At 59.5% G+C, this 26,697-nt stretch carries 23 protein-coding genes and 4 tRNA genes; all 27 read right to left on the bottom strand.

Annotated features, from left to right (window positions below; translation table 11 throughout):
* Positions 1-4: 4 nt before the first annotated feature.
* Positions 5-697, bottom strand: coding sequence for a 30S ribosomal protein S3 (gene rpsC, locus MKZ40_RS15005; protein WP_043334856.1), 693 nt, complete (start codon positions 695-697; stop codon positions 5-7).
* A 10-nt stretch (positions 698-707) separates the two neighbouring features.
* A complete protein-coding gene (gene rplV / locus MKZ40_RS15010) occupies positions 708-1,040 on the bottom strand; it encodes a 50S ribosomal protein L22 (protein WP_043334859.1) in 333 nt (110 codons plus the stop codon).
* Positions 1,041-1,059: 19 nt separating this feature from the next.
* Positions 1,060-1,335 (bottom strand): 30S ribosomal protein S19, encoded by a 276-nt coding sequence (gene rpsS / locus MKZ40_RS15015; protein WP_024950655.1) that lies wholly within the window; start codon positions 1,333-1,335, stop codon positions 1,060-1,062.
* Positions 1,336-1,357: 22 nt separating this feature from the next.
* Entirely contained in the window at positions 1,358-2,185 is an 828-nt protein-coding gene (gene rplB / locus MKZ40_RS15020) for a 50S ribosomal protein L2 (protein ID WP_043334862.1), read from the bottom strand.
* Between the two features lie 16 nt (positions 2,186-2,201).
* A complete protein-coding gene (rplW, locus tag MKZ40_RS15025; protein WP_043334865.1) occupies positions 2,202-2,498 on the bottom strand; it encodes a 50S ribosomal protein L23 in 297 nt (98 codons plus the stop codon).
* Positions 2,495-3,100, bottom strand: coding sequence for a 50S ribosomal protein L4 (gene rplD / locus MKZ40_RS15030; protein ID WP_054556901.1), 606 nt, complete (start codon positions 3,098-3,100; stop codon positions 2,495-2,497). Before rplD ends, rplW begins: the two co-directional genes overlap by 4 nt.
* A 13-nt stretch (positions 3,101-3,113) precedes the next feature.
* Positions 3,114-3,752 (bottom strand): 50S ribosomal protein L3, encoded by a 639-nt coding sequence (gene rplC, locus MKZ40_RS15035; RefSeq protein WP_024950651.1) that lies wholly within the window; start codon positions 3,750-3,752, stop codon positions 3,114-3,116.
* Between the two features lie 146 nt (positions 3,753-3,898).
* On the bottom strand, positions 3,899-4,210 hold the full coding sequence (gene rpsJ / locus MKZ40_RS15040) for a 30S ribosomal protein S10 (RefSeq protein WP_024950650.1): 312 nt from the start codon (positions 4,208-4,210) through the stop codon (positions 3,899-3,901).
* Between the two features lie 147 nt (positions 4,211-4,357).
* Positions 4,358-5,551 carry an elongation factor Tu gene (gene tuf, locus MKZ40_RS15045; RefSeq protein WP_065392570.1) on the bottom strand — a complete coding sequence of 398 codons (1,194 nt, stop codon included), beginning with the start codon at positions 5,549-5,551 and terminating at the stop codon, positions 4,358-4,360.
* A gap of 29 nt (positions 5,552-5,580) precedes the next feature.
* A complete protein-coding gene (gene fusA / locus MKZ40_RS15050; protein WP_175090309.1) occupies positions 5,581-7,698 on the bottom strand; it encodes an elongation factor G in 2,118 nt (705 codons plus the stop codon).
* 18 nt (positions 7,699-7,716) lie between these two features.
* Positions 7,717-8,187: a 30S ribosomal protein S7 gene (gene rpsG, locus MKZ40_RS15055; protein ID WP_043334878.1), complete on the bottom strand. Its 471-nt coding sequence runs from the start codon at positions 8,185-8,187 to the stop codon at positions 7,717-7,719.
* 101 nt (positions 8,188-8,288) lie between these two features.
* On the bottom strand, positions 8,289-8,663 hold the full coding sequence (gene rpsL, locus MKZ40_RS15060) for a 30S ribosomal protein S12 (protein ID WP_043334880.1): 375 nt from the start codon (positions 8,661-8,663) through the stop codon (positions 8,289-8,291).
* Positions 8,664-8,800: 137 nt separating this feature from the next.
* Positions 8,801-13,042, bottom strand: coding sequence for a DNA-directed RNA polymerase subunit beta' (gene rpoC / locus MKZ40_RS15065; protein WP_175090308.1), 4,242 nt, complete (start codon positions 13,040-13,042; stop codon positions 8,801-8,803).
* 88 nt (positions 13,043-13,130) lie between these two features.
* Positions 13,131-17,207, bottom strand: a complete 4,077-nt coding sequence (gene rpoB / locus MKZ40_RS15070) for a DNA-directed RNA polymerase subunit beta (RefSeq protein ID WP_043334884.1) — start codon at positions 17,205-17,207, stop codon at positions 13,131-13,133.
* 206 nt (positions 17,208-17,413) lie between these two features.
* Positions 17,414-17,782 (bottom strand): 50S ribosomal protein L7/L12, encoded by a 369-nt coding sequence (rplL, locus tag MKZ40_RS15075; protein WP_043334886.1) that lies wholly within the window; start codon positions 17,780-17,782, stop codon positions 17,414-17,416.
* A gap of 92 nt (positions 17,783-17,874) precedes the next feature.
* Complete coding sequence (gene rplJ / locus MKZ40_RS15080) at positions 17,875-18,381, bottom strand: 50S ribosomal protein L10 (RefSeq protein ID WP_043334888.1); 507 nt, start codon at positions 18,379-18,381, stop codon at positions 17,875-17,877.
* A 261-nt stretch (positions 18,382-18,642) separates the two neighbouring features.
* Positions 18,643-19,335, bottom strand: coding sequence for a 50S ribosomal protein L1 (gene rplA, locus MKZ40_RS15085; RefSeq protein WP_175090307.1), 693 nt, complete (start codon positions 19,333-19,335; stop codon positions 18,643-18,645).
* A gap of 2 nt (positions 19,336-19,337) precedes the next feature.
* On the bottom strand, positions 19,338-19,769 hold the full coding sequence (gene rplK, locus MKZ40_RS15090) for a 50S ribosomal protein L11 (RefSeq protein ID WP_043334893.1): 432 nt from the start codon (positions 19,767-19,769) through the stop codon (positions 19,338-19,340).
* Between the two features lie 120 nt (positions 19,770-19,889).
* Complete coding sequence (nusG, locus tag MKZ40_RS15095) at positions 19,890-20,423, bottom strand: transcription termination/antitermination protein NusG (protein WP_175090306.1); 534 nt, start codon at positions 20,421-20,423, stop codon at positions 19,890-19,892.
* Between the two features lie 10 nt (positions 20,424-20,433).
* Positions 20,434-20,802: a preprotein translocase subunit SecE gene (secE, locus tag MKZ40_RS15100; RefSeq protein ID WP_043334897.1), complete on the bottom strand. Its 369-nt coding sequence runs from the start codon at positions 20,800-20,802 to the stop codon at positions 20,434-20,436.
* Positions 20,803-20,879: 77 nt separating this feature from the next.
* A tRNA-Trp gene (locus MKZ40_RS15105) sits at positions 20,880-20,955 on the bottom strand.
* A 163-nt stretch (positions 20,956-21,118) separates the two neighbouring features.
* A tRNA-Thr gene (locus MKZ40_RS15110) sits at positions 21,119-21,193 on the bottom strand.
* A gap of 35 nt (positions 21,194-21,228) precedes the next feature.
* Positions 21,229-21,302, bottom strand: a tRNA-Gly gene (locus tag MKZ40_RS15115).
* A gap of 47 nt (positions 21,303-21,349) precedes the next feature.
* Positions 21,350-21,433: transfer RNA gene (locus MKZ40_RS15120), tRNA-Tyr, on the bottom strand.
* A gap of 109 nt (positions 21,434-21,542) precedes the next feature.
* Entirely contained in the window at positions 21,543-22,382 is an 840-nt protein-coding gene (locus MKZ40_RS15125) for a type III pantothenate kinase (RefSeq protein ID WP_175090305.1), read from the bottom strand.
* Positions 22,379-23,359 carry a biotin--[acetyl-CoA-carboxylase] ligase gene (locus tag MKZ40_RS15130; RefSeq protein ID WP_043334904.1) on the bottom strand — a complete coding sequence of 327 codons (981 nt, stop codon included), beginning with the start codon at positions 23,357-23,359 and terminating at the stop codon, positions 22,379-22,381. The genes MKZ40_RS15125 and MKZ40_RS15130 overlap by 4 nt, the downstream gene beginning before the upstream one ends.
* 91 nt (positions 23,360-23,450) lie before the next feature.
* A complete protein-coding gene (locus MKZ40_RS15135) occupies positions 23,451-26,330 on the bottom strand; it encodes a DUF2339 domain-containing protein (RefSeq protein WP_348994702.1) in 2,880 nt (959 codons plus the stop codon).
* Positions 26,331-26,697 lie beyond the last annotated feature (367 nt).

Consider the following 26,697-nt stretch of genomic DNA (forward strand, 5'->3'; position numbering starts at 1 on the left):
CCCCTTACTTGCCTTTCTTCTTGGGTGCGGACGCGGGCTGCTTCGCCTTGGCTCGCACCTCTTCGATGCCACCGAGGATCTCGCCTTTGAAGATCCAGACCTTGACACCAATGATGCCGTAGGTGGTGTGAGCTTCGAAGGTGGAGTAATCAATGTCAGCACGCAGGGTGTGAAGCGGAACGCGGCCTTCGCGGTACCATTCGGTACGGGCGATTTCGGCACCGCCGAGACGACCAGAGAGCTGAATCTTGATGCCCTTGGCGCCCAGACGCATTGCGTTCTGCACAGCACGCTTCATCGCACGACGGAACATGACACGACGCTCGAGCTGACCTGCCACATTGGCAGCAACCAGCTTGGCATCGAGTTCCGGCTTGCGAATCTCCTCGATGTTGATGTGGACGGGAACGCCCATCATCTCGGAAACTTCACGACGAAGGCGATCGACATCTTCACCCTTCTTACCGATCACGATACCCGGACGGGCGGTGTGAATGGTAATACGGGCGTTGTTTGCCGGACGCTCGATGCTGATGCGGCTCACGGAAGCGCTTTTCAGACGCTCTTCCAGGAATCCACGCACCTGCAGATCGTTGTTCAGTTTGTCGGCATAGGTAGCGCCTTCGGCGTACCAGACAGAGGTATGATCCTTGACAATACCCAGTCGGAAACCTGTCGGATTAACTTTCTGACCCATTGGTCGTCTCCTACTTCTCGGCTACCTTGACGGTGATATGACAAGTGCGCTTCAAGATACGATCCGCACGGCCTTTGGCACGTGGCTGGATGCGCTTGAGCGTCATGCCCTCGTCGACACAGATAGTCGAGACGCGAAGCTCGTCAATGTCCATGCCGTTGTTTTCTTCCGCATTCGCGATCGCGGACTGCAGAACCTTGCGAACAATCTTCGCGGCCTTCTTCGGTGAGAAAGCGAGCAGATTCAGCGCCTCGGCGACCGGCTTACCGCGCACCTGGTCAGCCACCAAACGGGCCTTCTGGGCGGATAAACGAGCGCCGCGCAGCTTAGCAGCTACTTCCATCTCTTAAATCCTCTCTGGCTTACCGTTTGGCTTTTTTATCTGCAGCGTGCCCGCGGTATGTGCGGGTGGCAGCAAACTCGCCGAGCTTGTGACCGACCATTTCCTCAGAAACGAGAACCGGGACATGCTGGCGACCGTTATGGACGGCAATGGTGAGCCCGACCATGTTCGGCAGGATCATGGAACGACGCGACCAGGTCTTGATCGGTTTGCGGTCGTTCTTTTCCACTGCTGTCTCAACCTTCTTCAGCAGATGAAGGTCAATAAAAGGACCTTTCTTCAGTGAACGTGGCACAGCCGTTACCCCTCAATATCTGTTACTTGGCCTTGCGGCGACGGACGATAAGCTTATCGGTGCGCTTGTTCTTGCGAGTCTTGTGACCCTTGGTCGGGACGCCCCACGGGCTGACCGGGTGACGGCCACCAGAGGTACGACCTTCACCACCACCATGCGGGTGATCGACCGGGTTCATCGCGACACCGCGAACAGTCGGGCGCACGCCTCTCCAACGCTTAGCACCGGCCTTGCCCAGTTGACGGAGGCTGTGCTCGGAGTTGCCCACTTCGCCGAGAGTTGCACGGCATTCGGACAGCACCTTACGCATCTCGCCAGAGCGCAGACGCAGCGTGGTGTAGTTACCGTCACGTGCCACGACCTGGGCACTGGTACCTGCACTACGAGCGATCTGGGCGCCCTTGCCTGGCTTCAGCTCTACACAGTGAACGGTGGAACCCACCGGGACATTGCGCAGCGGCAGAGCGTTGCCTTTCTTGATCGGTGCGTTAACACCAGACTCGAGACGATCGCCAGCAGAGACACCTTTCGGTGCAATGATGTAGCGACGTTCGCCGTCAAGGTACTTCACCAGCGCGATGTTCGCGCTACGGTTCGGATCGTACTCCAGACGCTCAACGATGGCCGGAATGCCATCCTTGTTGCGCTTGAAATCAACCAGACGGTAATGGTGACGATGACCACCGCCGATGTGGCGAGTAGTGATGCGACCATTATTGTTACGACCACCGGACTTTGACTGCTTTTCAAGCAGCGGAGCGTACGCGCGACCTTTGAAAAGTTCGTCATTGACGACCTTTACCAGGTGGCGGCGACCGGCGGAGGTAGGTTTTGTCTTAACAATTGCCATGTTCCGTACTCCTGCCTTACTCGGCGCCAGAGAAGTCTTCGATGGTCTCGCCGGCGGCCAGAGTTACATAGGCCTTGCGATAACCAGCGCGACGACCAACACCGCGAGCGGTGCGCTTGGTCTTGCCTTTCATGTTCAGAACCTGGACACGATCGACTTTCTTGCCAAACAGCGCTTCGACGGCTTTCTTGATTTCGGGCTTTGTCGCGTCGCTGGCAACCTTGAACACGTACTGGTTGTTCTCGGCAGCGACCGCGGCCTTCTCGGTCATGTGAGGACCAAGCAGGACCTTGAATACGCGTTCCTGATTCATCCCAGGTTCTCCTCGAACTTGCGCAGGGCAGCGACAGTCATCAGCACCTTGTCGTAACCGACGAGGCTGACCGGGTCAGCGCCAGCGACATTGACGACGTCAACATACGGGATGTTGCGCGCGGCCAGGTACAGGTTGACGTCCTGCTCTTCAGTGACGATCAGCGCTTTCTCAAGGCCCAGTTCCTGGAGCTTGGCGATCAGCAGCTTGGTCTTCGGAGCTTCGACGCTGATAGCGTCGACCGCGACCAGGCGATCCTGACGGACCAGCTCGGACAGGATGGAACGCATGGCAGCGCGATACATCTTGCGGTTGACCTTGTGCGAATGGTCCTGAGGACGCGCTGCAAAGGTCACACCGCCAGAACGCCACAGCGGGGAACGGATGGTACCGGCACGTGCACGACCAGTACCTTTCTGACGCCACGGCTTCTTGCCACCGCCGGACACGTCAGAACGGGTCTTCTGAGCCACGGTACCTTGACGTGCACCAGCCAGATAGGCGGTGACGACCTGGTGAACCAGAGCCTCGTTGAAGTCCTTACCAAAGGTGGCATCGGAGACGTCTACTGCGCCGCCTGCACCTGCAAGATTAAGATTCATCGGTTAATTCCCCTCAGCGAGCTTTCACAGCGGAACGCACGATCACTTCGCCGCCCGGAGCACCTGGAACGGCACCCTTGACCAGCAGAAGATTGCGTTCAGCGTCGACGCGGACCACTTCCAGGCTCTGGACGGTGGAACGGACGTTGCCCATCTGGCCAGCCATCTTCTTACCTTTGAAGACGCGGCCCGGGGTCTGACAGTTACCGATGGAACCCGGCGCGCGGTGCGACAGTGAGTTACCGTGGGTAGCGTCTTGGGTGCGGAAGTTCCAGCGCTTAACTGCGCCCTGGAAACCTTTACCCTTGGAGGTGCCGGTCACATCAATCTTTTGACCAGCTTCAAAGAGGGATACGGTGAGTTCGCCGCCCACTGCAGGAGCTTCGTCGCCTTCGTTCAGGCGGAATTCCATCAGGGTACGGCCAGCCTCTACACCCGCCTTGGCATACTGACCAGCAGTTGCCTTGGTGAGGTGCTTGGCTTTACGAGAGCCAGTTGTCACCTGAATAGCATTGTAGCCGTCAGTCTCGAGAGACTTGATGGTCACGATGCGGTTCGGCTCAACTTCAATCACGGTAACCGGCACAGAGGCGCCAGCTTCGGTGAAGACACGGGTCATCCCGGCCTTCTTACCGACTAAACCGATAGACATGTTCAGTCTCCTTTAGTGTACGGGGCTGTCACCCGCTATGGCTGCCCTTTCCAGAGCATTCCACTAGCACATTGTATGACGCCATCCCGGCGTGGCGGCTGCTGCTCTATCAGTGAGAGCGCTGGGCCGCAGTGACTAGTGAGGTATCAGTCAACCTTGATCTGGACGTCCACACCGGCAGCCAGGTCAAGCTTCATCAGCGCGTCGACAGTCTTCTCTGTCGGCTCGACGATATCGAGAACGCGCTTGTGGGTACGAATCTCATACTGGTCACGCGCGTCCTTGTTGACGTGCGGAGAGACCAGGATGGTGTAACGCTCGCGACGGGTCGGCAGCGGGATCGGGCCACGAACCTGAGCACCGGTACGCTTTGCAGTTTCAACGATCTCTGCAGAGGACTGGTCGATCAGACGGTGGTCGAATGCTTTCAACCGGATGCGAATCTTCTGGTTTTGCATTGCCCAAAACTCCAATGGATGTCGACGGCGTAGGCCGTCACCCACGCATTCAAAGGATGCGCATTATAGGCAGACTGACATCAGGTGTCAAACATGCGAGAAAAGGGGGCCCATCAGGGCCCCCTTCTGTGTCAGGTAAGGAGAACCTTACTCGACGATTTTGGCCACGACGCCAGCGCCGACGGTACGACCGCCTTCACGGATAGCGAAACGCAGACCATCTTCCATGGCGATCGGAGCGATCAGAGACACGACCATCTGGACGTTGTCGCCCGGCATGACCATCTCGACGCCTTCCGGCAGCTCACAGGTACCAGTGATGTCAGTGGTACGGAAGTAGAACTGCGGACGATAGCCTTTGAAGAACGGAGTGTGACGACCGCCTTCTTCCTTGGACAGGACGTAGACTTCGGCTTCGAACTTGGTGTGCGGCTTGATGGAGCCCGGCTTGGCCAGAACCTGGCCACGCTCGACATCATCACGCTTGGTGCCGCGCAGCAGGGCGCCGACGTTTTCGCCAGCACGACCTTCGTCCAGCAGCTTGCGGAACATCTCGACACCGGTAACGGTAGTCTTGGTGGTGTCACGCACGCCGATGATCTCGATCTCTTCGCCAGTCTTGACCAGACCACGCTCGATACGGCCAGTGACGACGGTACCGCGGCCAGAGATGGAGAAGACGTCTTCGATCGGCATCAGGAACGGCTGGTCGATAGCACGCTCCGGCTCCGGGATGTACGCATCCAGGGCCTTGATCAGGTTGGCAACGGCGGTAGTACCCATGCCGTTGTCGTCCTTGCCTTCCAGAGCCATCAGGGCGGAACCGATGACGATCGGAGTGTCGTCGCCCGGGAAGTCGTACTCGCTCAGGAGTTCACGAACTTCCATCTCGACCAGCTCGAGCAGTTCTTCGTCATCGACCATGTCAGCCTTGTTCAGGAAGACAACGATGAACGGAACGCCGACCTGACGGGACAGCAGGATGTGCTCGCGAGTCTGCGGCATGGGGCCGTCAGCAGCGGAGCAGACCAGGATAGCGCCGTCCATCTGGGCAGCACCGGTGATCATGTTCTTGACGTAGTCGGCGTGACCCGGGCAGTCGACGTGCGCGTAGTGACGCACTTCGGACTGGTATTCCACGTGAGCGGTGGAGATGGTGATACCACGCTCGCGCTCTTCCGGGGCATTATCGATGGAGTCAAACGCACGCGCGTCACCACCGAAGACTTCTGCAGAGACGCGAGTCAGAGCCGCAGTCAGAGTGGTCTTGCCGTGATCGACGTGACCAATGGTGCCGACGTTGACGTGCGGCTTCGAACGCTCAAATTTTTCCTTAGCCACTGCTATAACCTCTTTCGTTAGCTAATCGGTTACTTCTGATTGATGACGGCTTCGACGATGCTGTTCGGTGCTTCGTCGTATTTCGCAAACTCCATGGAGTAGCTTGCGCGGCCCTGGGTCTGTGAGCGCAGGTCGGTCGCATAACCGAACATCTCACCCAGCGGCACCAGTGCATTGATGATCTTGCCAGTGGAAGAATCATCCATGCCCTGAACGAGGCCACGACGACGGTTCAGGTCGCCCATGACGTCACCCATGAAATCTTCAGGCGTGACGACTTCGACTTTCATGAGCGGCTCAAGCAGCACTGCACCCGCTTTCGGGGCACCGGCCTTGATCGCCATGGAAGAGGCGACCTTGAACGCAGTCTCGTTGGAGTCGACGTCGTGGTAGGAACCATCGAACAGCGTGACCTTGACGTCGATCATCGGATAACCGGCGATGACACCATTCTTGAGCTGCTCAGCGGCGCCCTTCTCGACGGCCGGCACGTATTCCTTCGGAACCGCACCACCGACGATCTCGGACTCGAACTTGAAGGTCATTTCTTCGTCGTCGCCCTTGTCCTCTGCAGTGAGAGGCTCAATGCGAAGCCAGACGTGACCGAACTGACCACGACCGCCGGACTGACGAACGAACTTGCCTTCCTGCTCGACCTTGGTACGGATGGTCTCACGGTAAGCCACCTGCGGCTTGCCGATGTTCGCCTCGACATTGAACTCGCGACGCATGCGGTCGACGAGGATGTCCAGGTGAAGCTCACCCATACCGGAGATGATGGTCTGACCGGACTCTTCGTCGGTCTCGACGCGGAAGGACGGATCTTCCTGGGCCAGCTTGCCCAGTGCAACACCCATCTTTTCCTGGTCGGCCTTGGACTTCGGCTCGACGGCAACGGAGATGACCGGCTCAGGGAATTCCATGCGCTCAAGCACGATCTTGTGGTCCGGGTCACACAGGGTGTCACCGGTGGTCACGTCTTTCAGACCGATACATGCGGCGATATCGCCAGCATAGACTTCCTTGATCTCCTCACGAGAGTTGGAGTGCATCTGGACGATACGACCGACACGCTCCTTCTTGCTCTTGACGGAGTTGAAGACGCCATCACCCGACTTCAGCACGCCTGAGTAGACGCGAATGAAGGTCAGGGTACCAACGAACGGATCGGTCGCGATCTTGAACGCCAGCGCCGCGAACGGAGCCTTGTCGTCAGCTTCGCGGGTCTCGATGGTACCGTCCTTGTCGTCAAGCTCACCCTCGATGGCCTTGACTTCAAGCGGAGACGGCATGTATTCGATGACCGCATCCAGAACCGCCTGGACACCCTTGTTCTTGAAGGCAGAACCACAGGTCACGAGGCAGATTTCGTTGGCCAGGGTACGCTGACGCAGCGCAGCCTTGACTTCTTCCTCGGACAGCTCGCCTTCTTCAAGGTACTTGTCCATCAGTTCTTCGGACGATTCAGCAGCAGACTCGAGCATGTGTTCACGCCACTCGGCAGCTGTCTCTTGCAGCTCGGCCGGAATGTCGATCAGCTCGTAGTTCATGCCGTGGTTGTCTTCGTCCCAGACAATGGCCTTCATCTTGATCAGATCGATGACGCCCTTGAACTCGTCTTCCGCACCCCAGTTGATCTGGATCGGGACGGCGTTCGCGCCCAGGCGCTTGCGCACCTGATCGACGACCATGAAGAAGTCCGCGCCAGCGCGGTCCATCTTGTTGACGAAGATCATGCGCGGAACTTCGTAACGGTTGGCCTGACGCCAGACAGTCTCTGTCTGCGGCTGGACACCGGAAGAACCACACAGCACCACGACCGCGCCATCGAGAACACGCAGTGAACGCTCGACTTCAACAGTGAAGTCAACGTGCCCCGGAGTATCGATGATGTTGATACGGTGCTCGTCGAACTGCTTGTTCATGCCCTGCCAGAAGCAGGTGGTCGCCGCAGAGGTGATCGTGATGCCACGTTCCTGTTCCTGCTCCATCCAGTCCATGGTGGCAGCACCATCGTGGACTTCGCCGACCTTGTGAGACAGGCCGGTATAGAACAGGACGCGCTCGGTAGTGGTAGTCTTACCGGCGTCGACGTGGGCACAGATACCGATGTTGCGGTAACGCTTAAGTGGAGTCTTGCGTGCCACGGTGAGTATCCCCGTTGTTTAGAAGCGGTAGTGGGAGAAGGCCTTGTTGGCTTCTGCCATGCGGTGCACGTCTTCACGCTTCTTCACAGCAGAACCCTTGCCTTCAGCGGCATCCAGGATCTCGCCAGAGAGGCGCTGCACCATGGTCTTTTCGCCACGCTTGCGCGCAGCGTCCACCAGCCAACGCATGGCCAGTGCCTGACGACGGGAAGGACGAACTTCAACCGGCACCTGGTAGGTTGCACCACCAACACGACGGGACTTCACTTCGACCATCGGCTGGATGGCTTCCAGCGCCTTGTCGAAGAGGTCCAGCGGCTCGTCATTGGAGCGTTCGGCAACACGATCGAGAGCACCGTAAACGATGCGCTCAGCTGCAGACTTCTTGCCGCTGATCATCAGATGGTTCATGAACTTGGCCAGGCGCTCGCTTCCGAACTTCGGATCCGGCAGGATTTCGCGCTTAGCTGCTACACGTCTTCTAGGCATGATAAGCCCTCAGTAGAAGGGTCCTTCAGGTAAACCCGGGACGCCTCGCGTTGGACGCGACGCCCGACCTTACTCTTATCAGACCGATGTTAAACTTTGAATTACGCCTTCGGACGCTTGGCGCCGTACTTGGAACGGCCCTGCTTACGGTTCTGCACGCCAGAGGTATCCAGTGCACCACGAACGGTGTGGTAACGGACACCCGGCAAATCCTTCACACGACCGCCACGGATCAGAACAACAGAGTGCTCCTGAAGGTTGTGACCTTCACCGCCGATGTATGAAGTGACTTCGAAGCCGTTGGTCAGGCGAACACGGCAAACCTTACGGAGTGCGGAGTTCGGCTTCTTCGGGGTAGTAGTGTATACACGGGTACACACGCCACGCTTCTGCGGACATGCCTGCAGCGCAGGGACGTCGCTCTTGGACGCCTGACGCTTGCGCGGCTTGCGCACGAGCTGGTTAACGGTTGCCATTTGCTTGCTCCAATGGGTTGTACTGCCTTCCAACAACAGGGCAGGATGCACCTGCCCTACTGTTAAAGGCTGCATATTCTAGGGCTTGGGCCACAAGGGCGTCAACCCCGCCGTCAGAGACGGCGGGGCGCAAGACCTCAGAGGTCGTCGTCGTCCGCGTCGAGGGCAGTGAGCTGTGCGCCCAATTCCTGCTCGACGTCCTGTGCCGACGGGGCCGGTGCGAGCGGCAGGCCATCGCGACGGCGACGACGCTCGTCATGATAGGCCAGGCCAGTACCCGCCGGAATCAGGCGACCGACAACGACATTCTCCTTCAGACCACGGAGATAATCGCGCTTGCCGGTGACAGATGCCTCGGTCAGAACTCGCGTGGTTTCCTGGAAGGACGCCGCGGAGATGAACGATTCAGTTGCCAGGCTCGCCTTGGTGATACCGAGCAGGATGCGATCGAACTTGGCCGGGAACTTGCCGTCGGCCTCGAGACGCATGTTTTCTTCGACGACGCGGGCGTATTCCACCTGGTCGCCTGTGATGAAGGTGGAATCGCCGGAATCGGTGATTTCGACCTTGCGCAGCATCTGACGCACGATGACTTCGATGTGCTTGTCGTTGATGCCGACACCCTGGAGGCGATAGACCTCCTGGACTTCGGTGGTGATGTACTTGGTCATTTCCGCAACACCGAGCAGACGCAGGATATCGTGCGGGTTGCTCGGGCCATCGGAGATGACTTCACCCTTCTCGACCGTTTCACCTTCGAAGACGCTGATCTGGCGCCACTTCGGGATCAACAGCTCGAACGGATCACCTTCCACCGGTGTGATGGTCAGACGACGCTTGCCTTTGGTTTCCTTGCCGAAGGTCACGGTACCGGAGATCTCGGCCAGGATGGCCGGCTCTTTCGGGCGACGCGCCTCGAACAGGTCAGCAACACGCGGCAGACCACCGGTGATGTCCTTGTTACCGGACGCCTCCATCGGGATACGTGCGATGACGTCACCCACGCCGACGGCCGCGCCATTCTCGGCGGATACCACGGCATTGCCCGGCAGCAGGTACTGGACCGGCGTGTTGGAGCCCGGCAGTGTCACATGCTTGCCACTGGAATCCACCAGCATGATCATCGGACGCTTGTCACGTGCCGCGGACGGACGCGAGGCGCTCTCGATGACTTCGATGGAGGACAGGCCTGTCATCTCGTCGGTGGTACGGTTGATGGTCTGACCATCTTCCATGTCAGTGAACTGCACCTGACCCGCCACTTCGGCAACGATCGGGTGAGTGTGCGGGTCCCACTTGGCGACGGCCTGACCGGACTCGACCTTGTCACCATCACGCACGGACAGCTCGGCACCGTAAGGCAGCTTGTAGAACTCGCGCTCACGGCCATGATCATCCGCGACAGCCAGCGCACTGGAACGCGAGACGACGATCAGCTTGCCATCGGCACGCTCGACCGACTTGATGTTGTGCAGACGCACACTGCCGCCATGCTTGACCTGAACACTGTCCACGGCAGAGGCACGCGAGGCGGCACCACCGATGTGGAAGGTACGCATGGTCAGCTGGGTACCCGGCTCACCGATGGACTGTGCCGCGATGACACCGATGGCCTCACCGACGTTCACCTGATGACCACGTGCCAGATCACGGCCATAACAGGCCGAGCAGACACCGTGCACGGTTTCACAGGCGATGGTGGTACGCACGACGATCTCATCGACACCCATGGTATCAAGCTGTGCACACCAGGCTTCGTCGAGCAGCGTGCCGCGTGCGATCAGGACCTCATCAGAGACCGGATCCACCACGTCCTGCGCCACGACACGACCCAGCACACGCTGGGATAGCGGGACGATGATGTCGCCACCCTCGATGACCGGGTGCAGGATCAGCCCTTCCTGAGTACCGCAATCCGCTTCGGTGATGACCAGATCCTGGGCAACATCGACCAGACGACGGGTCAGGTAACCGGAGTTGGCGGTTTTCAGTGCCGTATCCGCCAGACCCTTACGGGCACCGTGGGTAGAGATGAAGTACTGGAGTACGTTCAGACCTTCACGGAAGTTGGCGGTGATCGGCGTCTCGATGATCGAGCCATCCGGCTTGGCCATCAGGCCACGCATACCAGCCAGCTGACGAATCTGTGCGGCGGAACCACGCGCACCGGAGTCGGCCATGATGAAGACGCTGTTGAAGGAGTCCTGCTCCATCGGCTTGCCGTCTTCGTCATTGACCACTTCGCCTTTCCAGTTGACGACGGTCTCTTTCGAGATACCTGCCATCATCTCCTTGGCGACACGGTCGTTGGCACGCGCCCAGATATCGATGACCTTGTTGTACTTCTCACCCGCGGTCACGAGACCGGAGGAGAACTGGTCTTCGATCTCTTTCACTTCGTCTTCAGCCGCGTCGATGATGACCTTCTTCGCGTCCGGAATGACGAAGTCGTTGACGCCGATGGAGGCGCCGGACCAGGTCGCGAGACGGAAGCCGGTATACATCAGTTGGTCAGCGAAGATGACGGTGTCCTTCAGACCGACACGACGGTACGCCTCGTTGATCAGACCGGAGATGGCTTTCTTCTTCATCACCTGGTTGATCAGCTCGAACGGCATGCCCTTCGGCAGAATGCGGAACAGCAGTGCGCGACCGATGGTAGTGTCGTGCAGGGACGTCTTCTCGTACAGCTCGCCGGACTCTTCATCCTTGAGTGTCTCGGTCAGACGGACCTTGACCATCGCGTGCAGGTGAGCGCTGTGCGTGCCGAAGGCACGCTCGACTTCACCCAGATTCGCGAAGGCCATGCCCTCACCCTTGGCACCGATCTTCTCGCGGGTCATGTAGTACAGACCCAGCACGACGTCCTGGGACGGCACGATGATCGGCTCGCCGTTGGCCGGCGACAGCACGTTGTTGGTCGACATCATCAACGCACGCGCTTCCAGCTGGGCTTCCAGCGTCAGCGGTACATGGACAGCCATCTGATCACCGTCAAAGTCGGCGTTGTACGCAGCGCAGACCAGCGGGTGCAGCTGGATGGCCTTGCCTTCGATCAGCAGCGGCTCGAACGCCTGGATACCCAGACGGTGCAGAGTCGGGGCACGGTTCAACAGCACCGGATGCTCGCGGATGACGTCGGCGAGGAAATCCCAGACTTCCGGGGCTTCGCGCTCGACCATCTTCTTGGCGGCCTTGATGGTGCTGGCGTGACCGGAGGCCTGCAGCTTGGCGTAGATGAACGGCTTGAACAGCTCAAGCGCCATCTTCTTCGGCAGACCACACTGGTGCAGACGCAGGGTCGGGCCGACGGTGATGACGGAACGACCGGAGTAGTCGACACGCTTGCCCAGCAGGTTCTGACGGAAACGACCCTGCTTGCCCTTGATCATGTCGGCCAGCGACTTCAGCGGACGCTTGTTGGAACCGGTGATGGCGCGACCGCGACGACCGTTGTCGAGCAGTGCATCCACGGATTCCTGCAGCATGCGCTTCTCGTTGCGCACGATGATGTCCGGCGCATTGAGGTCGAGCAGACGCTTGAGGCGATTGTTGCGGTTGATCACACGACGATACAGATCGTTCAGATCCGAGGTCGCGAAGCGGCCGCCGTCCAGCGGTACCAGCGGACGCAGGTCCGGCGGCAGCACTGGCAGCACTTCCATGATCATCCAGCCCGGCTTGTTGCCGGAATAATAGAAGGCTTCCAGCAGCTTGAGGCGCTTGGACAGCTTCTTGATCTTGGTCTCGGAGTTGGTCTGCGGAATCTCTTCACGCAGGCGCTCGACCTCTTCTTCCAGCTCGATGTCCTCGAGCAGCGCCTTGATGGCCTCGGCACCCATGCGGGCGTCGAAATCATCACCGAATTCTTCCAGCGCTTCGAAGTACTGCTCATCGTTGAGCAGATGCCCCTTCTCGAGGGTCGTCATGCCCGGGTCGATGACCACGAAGCTTTCGAAGTACAGCACGCGCTCGATATCACGCAGAGTCATGTCGAGCAGCATGCCGATACGGGACGGCAGAGACTTCAGGAACCAGATATGCGCGACCGGGCTCGCCAGTTCGATGTGAGCCATACGCTCACGACGCACTGCCGCCTTGGTCACTTCAACGCCACACTTCTCACAGATGATGCCGCGATGCTTCATCCGCTTGTACTTGCCACACAGGCACTCGTAGTCCTTCACCGGGCCAAAGATCTTGGCACAGAAAAGACCATCACGTTCCGGCTTGAATGTCCGGTAGTTGATGGTTTCAGGCTTCTTCACTTCACCAAAAGACCACGAGCGAATCATGTCCGGAGACGCCAGGGTAATCTTGATGGCGTCGAATTCTTCGGACTGCGCCTGCGATTTGAGAACTTTCACCAAATCTTTCATGGGTCGCTCCGTTGCGGAGTTGTCATGGGCAAAGCCTGGCTGCTGACACCAGGCTTTGCGGACCGTCAATACTTGTGGCTTTTCGGCGTCAGCCTTCCAGCTCCATGTCGATACCCAGCGAGCGGATTTCCTTCACCAGCACGTTGAAGGATTCGGGCATGCCCGCCTGCATGGTGTGATCGCCATCTACGATGCTCTTGTACATCTTGGTACGGCCTTCCACGTCATCGGACTTGACCGTGAGCATCTCCTGGAGGGTGTAGGCAGCGCCGTACGCCTCGAGGGCCCAGACCTCCATCTCACCGAAGCGCTGACCACCGAACTGCGCCTTACCACCCAGCGGCTGCTGCGTGACGAGGGAGTAGGAGCCGGTCGAACGCGCATGCATCTTGTCATCCACCAGGTGGTTGAGCTTGAGCATGTACATGTAACCGACGGTCACCTTGCGATCGAACTTCTCGCCGGTGCGGCCATCGTAGAGGTCCATCTGTCCGGAATCAGGGATACCGGCCAGCGTGAGCAACTGCTTGATCTCGTGTTCCTTGGCGCCATCGAAGACCGGCGTAGCCATCGGCACGCCCTTCTTCAGGTTGTGCGCCATGGTGATGATTTCATCATCGCTGAGCACGGAGAGGTCTTCCTGGCGACCACCGACGGTGTTGTACACCTTGTCGAGGAATTCGCGGATCTGCTTGACCTGCTCGGCACGCTCTTCACGCAGCATGTGCTCGATCTTCACACCCAGACCACGCGCGGCCATGCCGAGGTGGGTCTCGAGGATCTGACCGACGTTCATGCGCGACGGTACACCCAGCGGGTTCAGCACGACGTCAACCGACTCGCCATTGCCATCGAACGGCATGTCTTCGACCGGCATGATCGCGGAGATGACACCCTTGTTACCGTGACGACCGGCCATCTTGTCACCCGGCTGGATACGACGCTTCACGGCGACGTACACCTTGACGATCTTGAGCACGCCCGGTGCCAGATCATCCCCCTGGGTGAGCTTGCGCTTCTTGTCTTCGAAGCGCTCGTCCATCTCGCGACGACGGATCTCGAGCTGCTCATCGGCCTGAGCCAGCAGTTCGTTGAGAGACTCGTCCTGCAGACGCAGCTTGAACCACTCCTGGCGCGGCAGTGCTTCCAGGTAGTCATCGGTCAGCACGTCGCCCTTCTTGAGCTTCGGACCACCGTTGACGGCCTGACCGACCAGGTTGCGCTGCATACGCTCGAAGGTCGCCTCTTCCGCGATGCGGTAGGTTTCCTGCAGGTCCTTGCGGACCTCGGCCAGCTGCATCTGCTCGATGGAGAGCGCACGCTGATCCTTCTCGACGCCGTCACGGGTGAAGACCTGAACGTCGATGACGGTGGCCTTCATGCCGGTCGGGGCACGCAGAGAGGTGTCCTTAACGTCGGACGCCTTCTCGCCGAAGATGGCACGCAACAGCTTCTCTTCCGGCGTCAGCTGGGTCTCGCCCTTCGGCGTGACCTTGCCGACCAGGATGTCGCCCGGGTTCAGCTCGGCACCGATGTAGACGACACCGGACTCATCCAGCTTGGAGAGTGCGGATTCGCCGACATTCGGGATATCGGAAGTGATTTCTTCCGGCCCGAGCTTGGTGTCACGCGCGACACAGGTCAGTTCCTGGATGTGGATGGTGGTGAAGCGATCTTCCTGCACCACACGCTCCGAGAACAGGATGGAATCCTCGAAGTTGAAGCCATTCCAGGGCATGAACGCCAGGCGCATGTTCTGACCCAGGGCCAGATCCCCCATGTCGACGGACGGGCCGTCGGCCAGGATGTCGCCGATGGCGACTTCGTCGCCAGGACGCACGATCGGGCGCTGGTTCTGACAGGTATTCTGGTTCGAGCGCACGTACTTGGTCAGGTTGTAGATATCAACGCCGGCCTCACCGCCGATGATCTCTTCTTCCCGCACACGTACGACGATGCGCTTGGCATCGACGGAATCGATGACGCCGCCACGACGTGCCACGGCGCAGACGCCGGAGTCACGCGCCACGAAGCGCTCCATACCGGTACCGACCAGCGGCTTGTCAGCCTTCAGAGTCGGAACGGCCTGACGCTGCATGTTCGCACCCATCAAGGCGCGGTTGGCATCATCGTGCTCGAGGAACGGGATCAGTGCCGCAGCGACAGAGACGACCTGACGCGGAGACACGTCCATCATGGTGACCTTTTCCGGCGCCATGAAGGTGGTCTCGCCACGGTGACGAACCTGGACGAGGTCGTCGACCAGACGGCCGTTCTCGTCGACGGTCGCGGAGGCCTGGGCGATGATGAAATCGCCTTCCTCGATCGCGGACAGATCGACGACATCGTCGGTGACCTGACAATCCACGACCTTGCGGTACGGCGTCTCGAGGAAGCCATAGCTGTTGGTCTTGGAGTAGGTCGCCAGCGAGTTGATCAGACCGATGTTCGGGCCTTCCGGCGTTTCGATCGGGCACAGACGACCGTAGTGCGTGGCGTGAACGTCACGAACTTCGAAACCGGCGCGCTCACGGGTCAGACCACCCGGGCCAAGCGCGGAGACACGGCGCTTGTGCGTCACTTCGGACAGCGGGTTGTTCTGATCCATGAACTGGGAGAGCTGGCTGGAACCGAAGAATTCCTTCACCGCCGCCGCGACCGGCTTGGCGTTGATGAGATCCTGCGGCATCAGGCCTTCGCTCTCGGCCATGGACAGACGCTCCTTGACCGCACGCTCGACGCGGACCAGACCGACACGGAACTGGTTTTCCGCCATTTCGCCCACAGAGCGAATACGACGGTTCCCCAGGTGGTCGATGTCATCGACATCGCCATTGCCGTTACGGATGCTGATCAGCTCCTTCATGACGGTCAGGATATCGTCCTGATCGAGCACACCGCTGCCGGTATCGCTTTCGCGACGCAGGCGACGGTTGAACTTCATGCGGCCCACGCCCGACAGGTCGTAGCGGTCTTCGCTGAAGAACAGGTTCTGGAACAGTGACTCGGCTGCGTCCTTGGTCGGCGGCTCGCCCGGACGCATCATGCGGTAGATCTCGACCAATGCCTCGAGCTGGTTACGCGTGGTATCCAGTTTCAGGGTATCGGACACGAAGGGACCGCAATCCAGGTCGTTGGTGTAGATGACTTCGAACTGGGTGATCTTGGCCTGAGCCATCTTCTCCAGCAGTTCCGGAGTGATCTCGCTGTTGCTTTCACAGACCAGCTCACCAGTGGCCGGATCGATCTGATCCTTGGCCAGCACCTTGCCATACAGGTAGTCCATCGGCACTTCGAGACGCTCGAGGCCGGAGGCTTCCATCTGACGGACGTGCTTCTGTGTAATACGACGACCTTCCTCCACGATCACGCTACCGTCGGCATCCTTGATGTCGAAGGCGGCGGTCTCGCCACGCAGACGTGCCGGCACCAGCTCAACGGAGAAGCCGCTGCGCTCGATGTGGTACATCGTGGTGTCGAAGAACGTACCGAGAATCTCTTCGCTGGTCATGCCCATGGCACGCAGCAGAACGGAAGCCGGCAGCTTGCGACGACGGTCGATACGGACGTAGACGTTGTCCTTCGGATCAAACTCGAAGTCCAGCCAGGAACCGCGGTAAGGAATCACACGTGCGGAGTACAGCAGCTTGCCGGACGAGTGGCTCTTGCCCTTGTCGTGGTCGAAGAACACACCCGGCGAGCGGTGCAGCTGTGACACGATGACACGCTCGGTACCATTGATGACGAAGGTACCGTTCTCTGTCATCAGGGGGATTTCCCCCATGTAGACTTCCTGCTCCTTGATGTCCTTGATCGCCTTGTTCGACGATTCCTTGTCATAGATCATCAGGCGCACTTTCACGCGCAGCGGTGCAGAGTAAGTGACTCCGCGCAGCTGACATTCCTTGACGTCGAACGCCGGCGTACCGAAGCGGTAGCTGACATACTCGAGCGCTGCGTTGCCAGAGAAGCTGGCAATCGGGAACACGGACTTGAAGGCAGCGTGAAGGCCGACTTCCAGGCGCTGTTCTGGCGCCCTGTCCTGCTGGAGAAAGTCGTGGTAGGAATCAAGCTGGATGGCCAGCAGGTAAGGCACATCCATCACTTGGGGCAGTTTGCCAAAATCCTTGCGGATGCGTTTTTTCTCAGTGTATGAGTAAGCCATCTGTATTCCCCAGCTTGTTCACCTTGGGTGACCGATGCGTGGTCGGCTCATACCTGATGGCGCGGCGATGTCCATCAGGCGCGGACGGCAAGCCTCCCTTGCGGGCTGGCTCGCCGTCATAATTCGTCTTGCAACAGAAAAAGGCTGGTGGCGGAGTCCGCCACCAGCCAGGAAGCTTACGCAGCGTGCGCAGCCTGGAACACGAGTTACTTGAGTTCCACGGACGCGCCAGCTTCTTCCAGCTTCTTCTTCGCTTCTTCAGCGTCTTCCTTGCTCACACCTTCTTTCAGGGTGGCCGGAGCGCCGTCGACAGCTGCCTTGGCTTCTTTCAGACCCAGGCCAGTCAGTTCACGCACAGCCTTGATGACGTTGACTTTCTTGTCACCAGCAGCAGTCAGAACGATGTCGAACTCGGTCTGTTCTTCAGCGGCTTCACCAGCAGCGGCCGGGCCAGCGACGACGGCGGCAGCGGCGGAAACGCCGAACTTCTCTTCCATTGCTTCGATCAGCTCAGCCACTTCCATGACGGTCATGTCAGCGACGGCGTTGATGATGTCTTCTTTGGTCAGTGCCATTTTAGCAATCCTAAACTTTGCGGAGCAAAGATGCTCGGTCAAACGGAAATCGAATCAGGCTGCACGAGACAGCCAGGAGGTCAAAGCGCTGCTTACGCGGCAGCTTCGGCTTCCTTCTGATCGCGCAGTGCTGCGATAGTACGGACCAGCTTGCCTGCAGAAGCTTCCTTCATGACAGACAGCAGCTTGGACAGTGCTTCATCGCGGGTCGGCAGAGATGCCAGACGGTCGATATTCGCCGCCGGGATGAACTCGCCTTCGTAGGCCAATGCCTTGACTTCGAACGCCTCGACCTTCTTGGCAAATTCCTTGAACAGACGAGCGCCAGCGCCCGGGTGTTCCATGGAGAATGCAAGCAGAGTCGGGCCGACGAAGGACTCGTTCAGCACCTCGTAAGAGGTACCGGACAGCGCGCGACGAGCCAGAGTGTTGCGAACAACACGCAGCTGGACGCCCGCTTCGCGGCACTGTTTGCGCAATTCGGTCATTGCACCAACAGTCACACCACGAGAGTCGGCAGCGACTACGGAGAGAGCACCCTTGGCGGTTTCGCTGACCTCAGCAACAATTGCCTTCTTGTCTTCGAGACCTAAAGCCACGGTGTTGACTCCATTTCGTGCCGGGGAACGAATTCCCCAGTGGTTTACCATCTCTCTCACCAGAACTGCGCGGGAGAGTCTTGGAGGATGGCTGCCACCAGCAAGGCTGGGACACCATCTGCGCAGGCTACGCGCAATGCAAGCATCGCGGCGCGATTAAGCCGGCCCCGTCACCGAGATGACAAGGCCAGCGCCTGCGGTCTTTGACGGCGCCCCGCGGCTGAGCACGGGGACCGCAAAGTGAAACATTCTGAGACTGCCTTACGCGTACTTGGCGTGATCGACAGTCAGGCCCGGACCCATGGTGCTGGACAGGGTGATCTTCTTCAGGTAGACACCCTTGGAAGTGCTCGGCTTCAGCTTCTTGACTTCGGCCACCAGGGCGTCAATGTTACCCTGAATGGAGTCTGCACTGAAGTCGATCTTGCCGATACCGGCGTGAATGATGCCGTTCTTGTCAGTACGGAAACGTACCTGACCAGCCTTGGCATTCTTCACGGCAGTCGCGACGTCAGGCGTCACGGTGCCGACCTTCGGGTTCGGCATCAGGCCGCGCGGACCGAGGATCTGGCCCAGCTGACCGACAACGCGCATGGCATCCGGAGAAGCGATGACGACGTCGAAGTCCATCACGCCTTTCTTGACCTGTTCTGCCAGGTCGTCCATGCCGACCACGTCTGCACCGGCTTCCTTCGCTGCTTCAGCGTTGGCACCCTGGGTGAAGACAGCGACGCGCACTTCGTTACCGGTGCCATTCGGCATTACGGTAGCGCCGCGAACGACCTGATCGGATTTACGCGGGTCAACACCCAGGTTCAGAGAGACTTCGATGGTCTCCTTGAACTTGACGGTGGACAGCTCGGACAGCAGTGCGACAGCTTCTTCGACGCTGTAGACCTTGCCGGATTCAACTTTCGCGTTGATCGCCTGGGCGCGCTTTGAAATCTTGGCCATGATCAAAGACCCTCCACGTTCAGGCCCATGCTACGGGCAGTACCGGCGATGGTGCGAACAGCAGCGTCCAGATTGGAAGCTGTCAGATCCGGCTCCTTGGTGGTCGCGATCTCTTCGAGCTGAGCGCGAGTCACGGTACCGACCTTCTTCTTGTTCGGCTCGCCAGAACCGGACTTCAGACCAGCGGCTTTCAGCAGCAGGACGGCCGCAGGCGGCGTCTTGGTGACGAAAGTGAAGCTACGGTCGGAATAGACAGTGATGACCACAGGAGTCGGGAGACCCGGCTCGACGTTCTGGGTAGCGGCGTTGAACGCTTTACAGAACTCCATGATGTTGACACCGTGCTGACCGAGGGCAGGGCCCACGGGCGGGCTCGGGTTAGCTTTACCGGCTGCAACCTGCAGCTTGATGTAAGCCTGTACTTTCTTGGCCATGATAGGACTCCAGTATGGGTGGTAGCGCCTTGCGGCTCCCCGTAAAACCGGGCCGCCTCAGGCGACCCGTCGTGTTGCCGTGACGCTCGTATTCAAACAGGTGAGATGATGATCCTGGGATCAGTCCTTCTCGACCTGGGAGAACTCGAGCTCCACCGGCGTGGCACGCCCGAAGATCAGCACGCTGACCTGCAGACGGCTCTTTTCGTAATTCACTTCTTCGACTACGCCATTGAAGTCGGCAAACGGGCCATCAATGACACGCACCGTCTCTCCCGGCTCGAAGAGAGTCTTCGGACGCGGCTTGTCGGTGCCATCCTGAACGCGACGCAGCATGGCGTCGGCTTCTTTCTGGGTAATCGCTGCCGGCTTCTCCGGGGTTCCGCCAATGAAACCCATGACGCGCGGGGTTTCATTCACCAGGTGCCAGGACTGATCATTCATGTCCATCTCGACCAGCACGTAGCCCGGGTAGAACTTGCGCTCGCTCTTGCGGCGCTTGCCGTCACGCATTTCGACGATTTCTTCGACCGGCACGAGAATCTCACCGAAGTGATCTTCCATGGCGTAAAGCTTCACACGCTCGTTGAGCGAACGCATGACCTGCTTTTCGAAACCGGAATAGGCGTGTATGACATACCAACGCTTGGACATGGAAACTCCGTTAACTGACGATGCCGGACATCAGCCAGCCGAGGGTGGTATCGATGAGCCATAGCAACAGGCCCACGATAAGCACGGCACCCAGCACGATGGCAGTTGTCTGGACAGTTTCCTGTCGGGTCGGCCAAACGACGCGCTGGATCTCGCGGCGCGCACTACTTGCCAGCTCGACAACATCACGGCCTTTGTTGGTCGTGATCGCCAGAGCAGCCGCTGCAACACCAAGCACGACGACGCCAAGCACGCGATAAAGCAGCGCTTGGTCAGCAAAATAGGCGTTGCCAGCAACAGCCAGCACAAGAAGAATGACAACGACCGACCACTTGAACCCGTCGTGGCGCGCTTCCTGCACCTCGGCGTTCTGTTTCATCAAAGAGACTCCTCAAGGGTGCAGCGATCGCTAGAATCGAGAATCGGTAAGAAGTCGAATACCATCCTGGGGAAGGATGGCAGGCCAGGAGGGAATCGAACCCCCAACCTGCGGTTTTGGAGACCGCTGCTCTGCCAATTGAGCTACTGGCCTGTAACACTTGCGTGTTCCAGAGACTAAAAACAAGGCTGAATGAACAGCGGGCGCCATCATAGCTGAGACAACCCAAACTGACAAGCCTTATCTTTGACCGCGACCTGGGAGGTCGTCGGAAACGAAAAAGACGAGCCAAACCACGACTCGCCTTTCCGTTGTATGGAGCTCGTGGGCGGATTTGAACCGCCGACCTCACCCTTACCAAGGGTGTGCTCTACCCCTGAGCTACACGAGCAAAACCTTTGCGCAATCTCGACTGGCGAGATGAACTGGAGCGGGCAGCGGGAATCGAACCCGCGTCATCAGCTTGGAAGGCTGAGGTTCTACCATTAAACTATGCCCGCTTTCCAACTCTTGCTGCCCCTGATGCGCGCGGCATCATAAGCGAATCTGGTGGTGGGGGAAGGATTCGAACCTTCGAAGCTTTCGCGGCAGATTTACAGTCTGCTCCCTTTGGCCACTCGGGAACCCCACCATCTGTGACGACGAATCTTACGTCGCTTGGGATACGCTGTCAAGTGCTTGATTTCATTCTACTTCAAGCGCTTGAGGGAATGTATCGCCTCAGAACGGGACGTAGTATGTCAAAGCATCTGGGTGAGCGCAAGCCCTGAGCGAAGTTTTTCTAGATCAGGCACTCGCGGCTGGTCGGGCGCACCTGACAGACGCCCTGCCCGCTCGGCAGCGGTCAATGGATACAGCGCCTCCAGACCGGCGTACACCATGTCCGGCCACAGCGCATGCGGCACCCGCAGACCGCGCGCCACTACCCGCGCGTCACCGCCGGTCAGCAGCAGCGGCAAGGCCACCCCTTCACGATCGCAGACCTCGGCATAGAGACGATTGACCGCGCTGACGGCCGCCATGTAGATGCCATGATTCACGGCCTCCACGGTATTGCGCCCCGGCGCCAGCAGCGTATCCACTTCGGTATCCGGGTCGATGGCCACATTGCGTGTGCCCAGCTTGAGGCTTTCCTTCATCAAGCGCAGACCCGGGAGAATATAGCCTCCAAGATGCTTGCCTCCCGGCAGCACGAAATCCACCGTGATCGCACTACCGCAATCGACGCTGCAACAACCCCCGGTAAGATGATGGCCGGCGAGCGCGCCCAACCAGCGATCGACGCCCAGGCGTTGCGGTTCTTCATAGCCGCAGGTGACGCCCAGCGCCTCCCGCGTCGAGTGCGCGACATGCACGACGCCGACCTGCTTGCGCAGCAATTCCACCGTCTCATCCAGCACCTGCTTGCGCGCCACGCTGGAGATACGCACGGCCGTGACGACATCCAGGTCAGGAATGTCCTCGCCCGGCCGCCACTCCTCTCGCGTCCAGACGGCGCCGCGTGAGCGGATCTCGCTGGAAACGGTGTCCTTGAGACGCCACTTTGACAAGGTATTACCGATATCAAGATCCAGAATCATGAGACGGCGCGCAGACTGATCTCGCCACCGGCGAGAGTGATGGTTTCGCCATTCATGCGCACCTCGAGATTTCCATTGATATCGACACCTTCTGCCACGGCTTCTTCTCGTCTGTCTCCACGCAGAATGACCACATCACGCCCCTTGAAGGCATTGCGCTCATTCCAGCGCGCCTGCCATCCGGCAAAGCCCTGCGACTCGAACTCAGGCAACAGCGCCAGCAACGACTCCATCAGACGCGCGGCATAGCGATTGCGCGAAGCACCGGGAATGATGTCACGTACCGCAGCCACCGGTTGAGTGATCGCCTCGCGCCGGGACGCCGGCAACTCGATATTCATGCCGATACCGATGACGACATCACAGGGGCCGGATACATCTCCCGTCACCTCGACCAGAATGCCGGCTATCTTGGGTTGATCCTTCTGGATCTGCAGCAGGACATCGTTGGGCCACTTGAGGCGCGCGGGCAGCCCATCGGCCTCGAGCACTTCCGCGACTGCCACACCGATCGCCAGACTCAGGCCCTCAAGCGATGCAGCACCTGATTCAAAACGCCAGCCAAGCGAGAAGACCAGGCTGCGCCCCCAGGGAGTCTCCCACTCGCGCCCACGACGGCCACGCCCAGCCGATTGCACCTCAGCCAGACAGACCTCGGCATGGCCAGCCCCCTGACGAAAGCGCTCGCGAATGAAGGTATTGGTCGAGTCCACCGACTCCTCGACGAACAGGCGCGTCAGGTGTTTGCGAGTCTCGCGCGGCAACGCCTCGATGATCTGTTGACCATCGAGCAACTCGATGGGGTTGGCCAGTCGATAGCCAAGCCCCTTGATGGCTTCCAGCGGAATGTCGAGCGCCTCAAGTTTCTTGAGCTGCTTCCAGACCGCCGTACGCGACACCCCGAGCTCTTCGCCCAGGGCCTCTCCGGAGTGGTAGCCACCATCTCCAAGTAGACGAATGAGATCACGGATGGTCATGCGGAGGCCTGCCCCTGTGCAAAAGCGCACATTCTATCGGATTCATGGGCTTGCGAGCCAAGAACAACGACCAAAGATAACGCTCTTTTCGTCAATCCCGCTCCCCGGCACGCACTCCCGCCCCCGCCAGGCGGTTGAACAAGGCGGAAAGCAGCATCAGGACACTGCCCAGCCCCAACCATGACCCTACACGCCACAGCCCCTCCAGCGTCGCGGTATCCCAGATTACGACCTTGAGAACCGTCATCACCAGCACCCCCTGCCCCACCCGCTGCCAATGTGACTGCCCCATCCGCGCACCACTGATCACGAGAACGGCTGAAACGGCCAGCAGTGAAATGCTGTAGGCATAGAGTTCAGCCTGCTCGACCCCGTGCCAGAACTCCAGCGCGTATCCATGCCAGACATGTCGCAGACTCATCCCGATCCATAAACCAAGAGCCAGCAGCCCCGCCACCTCGCAGAGATGACGCAGTCGCGTGCCGGCCCCCGCAAGGTGCCAGACCAGAACAGCCCCCAATGCTGGCATACCATAGGCAGGCAGCAGCCAGTTCACCAGCGGCCAGCGGCCCACATCAGCCCCCTGCCATAGCGGGTTGTACGCCAATACGACACCCGCAAGCCAGATGACTGCTGCCAGCCCTCCAACGACATAGGCCAATGTGCGATACAAGGCGACATTCTGGACCGAGCCGCTGGCACGCCAGGCATAGCCCGCCGCCACACCACCAAGTGCCAGCACCTGCACGGACAGCTCCGGGAATGAAAGGTGCCCCGTGAAAGGCTGACCATCCGTCAGCAGGTAGCGAACCTCCAGCACGGTCGTGGCAAGCGCCAGCTGTATCACGACCCCTTCCAACCAGCGCTGGACATGCATGCGATGGCGCATGCCATAACTGTTGAGAGCGACACATGCCAGCACCGGCAGGAATATCTGCAGTGGCCAGTGCGCGATATCGGCATAGCTGTCATTTGCCACGCCACACATCAAGCGAACCACGACGCCCCACGCCAGCAAGCGTGACAGCTCAGCAAACACGGAACGCCCTGCGATATGACCCTCGCGATACCAGCGCCATTCACAAACGGTCAAACCCAATAGTTGCAGCGCCAGCGCCAGGGTCAGCGATGGCCCCTCCAGCACTGCCACCAGGGCAAGGAATATCCCGGCCTGCGCGGGCAGCCACAGCCCAGCGGCAAGCTGAGCACCTTCACGCGCCTGAAAACGCATGGCACCTGCCCAGCACACCAGCCCCCAGATCAATGGCGGCAACCCTGTGTTGATCAGCCTCTCTGCATCGCTCGCCTCGGTCGACCATGGCATGACGTCCTGCCAGAGTGCCAGAGCCCACGCCAGCAGCGGCACCATGGTCGCCAATGCCCACCAACAGGCTGCAAGCGGCCTCTCTGCTCCCTCACCCGCATCATGATGCGGCCGCCAACGCGCCAGCGACAACAGACCGACACTCAATATCAACGGGCTGAACATCACGCTGCTCGAATGCGATGCCGTCAAAGCAAGCCCCCACACCAGCAGCCAGAGCCCGTTGCCGGCAACGACCATCGACCACAGCACTGCATGGCGCCGACTAGACCAGGCAATCACCAGCATCGGCATGAGGCTAGCCAGCCACCCCCGATGCCACTGGCTCACACCGGAGCCGCCCATACCGGAAGGCTCCACCAAAGCGTCAATGGACACACCATGCTCGAGCCCCCCCAGCCAGGGCAGCCAGAGCCCCAGCACGACGCTCGCCGAGACAAGGCCCCCGGCGAGCCAGTGCCGACGCAGCTCAATAGATGCACGCCAAGGCAACCAGACCGCAAGTGAGGCCTTCGCTTGTCGCCCATTCTTTTCTGCGGCGCCCGTGAATGGATCCCGCTCCCACAGATAACCCAGCGCCAGCAAGGCCAGCCAGGCACCACTCCCCCAAGACAACAGCCCCACCAGCAATGTCGTGCCAGAGGAGATGCCGAAGGGCATCAACAGCAACCACCAGGTGAGCGCCCCCACCAGACCGCCCCAATACAGCCAGCTCACCGCAACCTGCCGATACAGCACCCGACATGCCGCCGCGATCACACCCACATGCCCCAGCAACAGCAAGGTTGAGGCCTCCTGCCACTGCTGGTGAAGGGGCAGTGCCAAAGGCAGGGCGTATCCGCCCAGCATGCCCAATGCTGCCAGCCACGGCCCGTGATGCCGCGCACGCTCCAGCATCCATAGACTCAAGGCTGCCAACAGTGCGAAGGTAACCGGCATGGACACCAGCGAAAGCAGAAAGTGACCAGCCAACAGACTCGCCGCGAGCACCAGACTGCCGGCGCCACTGACGGCGCCTGTCAAACTCGATGACTGGGATGTACGCAACCTCATCCACTCAGCCAATACCGTCATGCTCAGGCCGAACCCGAGTCCCAACGCCAGCCGTACCCCCGGCCCCAGCAAGCCCTGCTCAAGGGAGTACCCAACGAGCAGGATGCCTGCCATCACCAGAGACAAGGCACCCACAAGAATCATCCAGTGTTCCTGGAGCAGCGTCAGCAGACGTGACATCCCCCCCGGCAGCACTTCTGATGTCTTGCTTGCGGGGTCTGCGCCCTGCCCCACCTCGCCTGAACGACTGGAGGCAGCGCCATGCAACAAGCGCTGAAGCAGCCGGTAGGACAGAGAGCGGCCGCCACTGGATGATCCAGCGACTCGCGAGTCGCTGATCGGAGGTGTTGCACCGAATGCTGCCAGCCCCTCCAGGGGTGGCACTTCGCCAGACGATTTGTCCACACCCCCTTCTCGCAAGGGGGTGTGCATAACCGGAGCTCCATGAACAGGGAGCTCGCGAGCAAGCCTGACCTCCATGTCGCGCAGTCGCTGCTCCAGCGCCTTGATGCGCAGCATGCTGAGCCACCCCATCAAGGAACCACCCAGTACCAGCAACGCCATCATGACGCCCACCAACATCAGCTCATCCATTGCCCAGTCCGTCACCGAAGAGTCGTGCTCAAAGACTACGGCATTTTGCCTGGCACCTCATGCTGTCTATCTCTCAATGCCGTATTTGCACATTGAACGCAAAAAGCCCGACTCCTGAGGGAGCCGGGCTTTCTCAATTGATCCTGGGCGCTCTTAGAGCACTGCTCTCAGCGCAAGCTCACTCTGCTCAGCATTCTTTGCTCAGCGCAGCTTCTGTCTCGCACACGACTCTTCCTGCGTACCACTTTTCCTGCGCACAAAGAGAACCGCCCCTGCAGCAAGGCTACAGGGGCGGTTCAGTATAAGTGCCTGACGATGACCTACTCTCACATGGAGAAACTCCACACTACCATCGGCGCTAAGCGGT

Origin of the sequence: Cobetia sp. BMC6 (assembly GCF_029991385.1) — a bacterium.
Taxonomy (GTDB): Bacteria; Pseudomonadota; Gammaproteobacteria; order Pseudomonadales; family Halomonadaceae; genus Cobetia.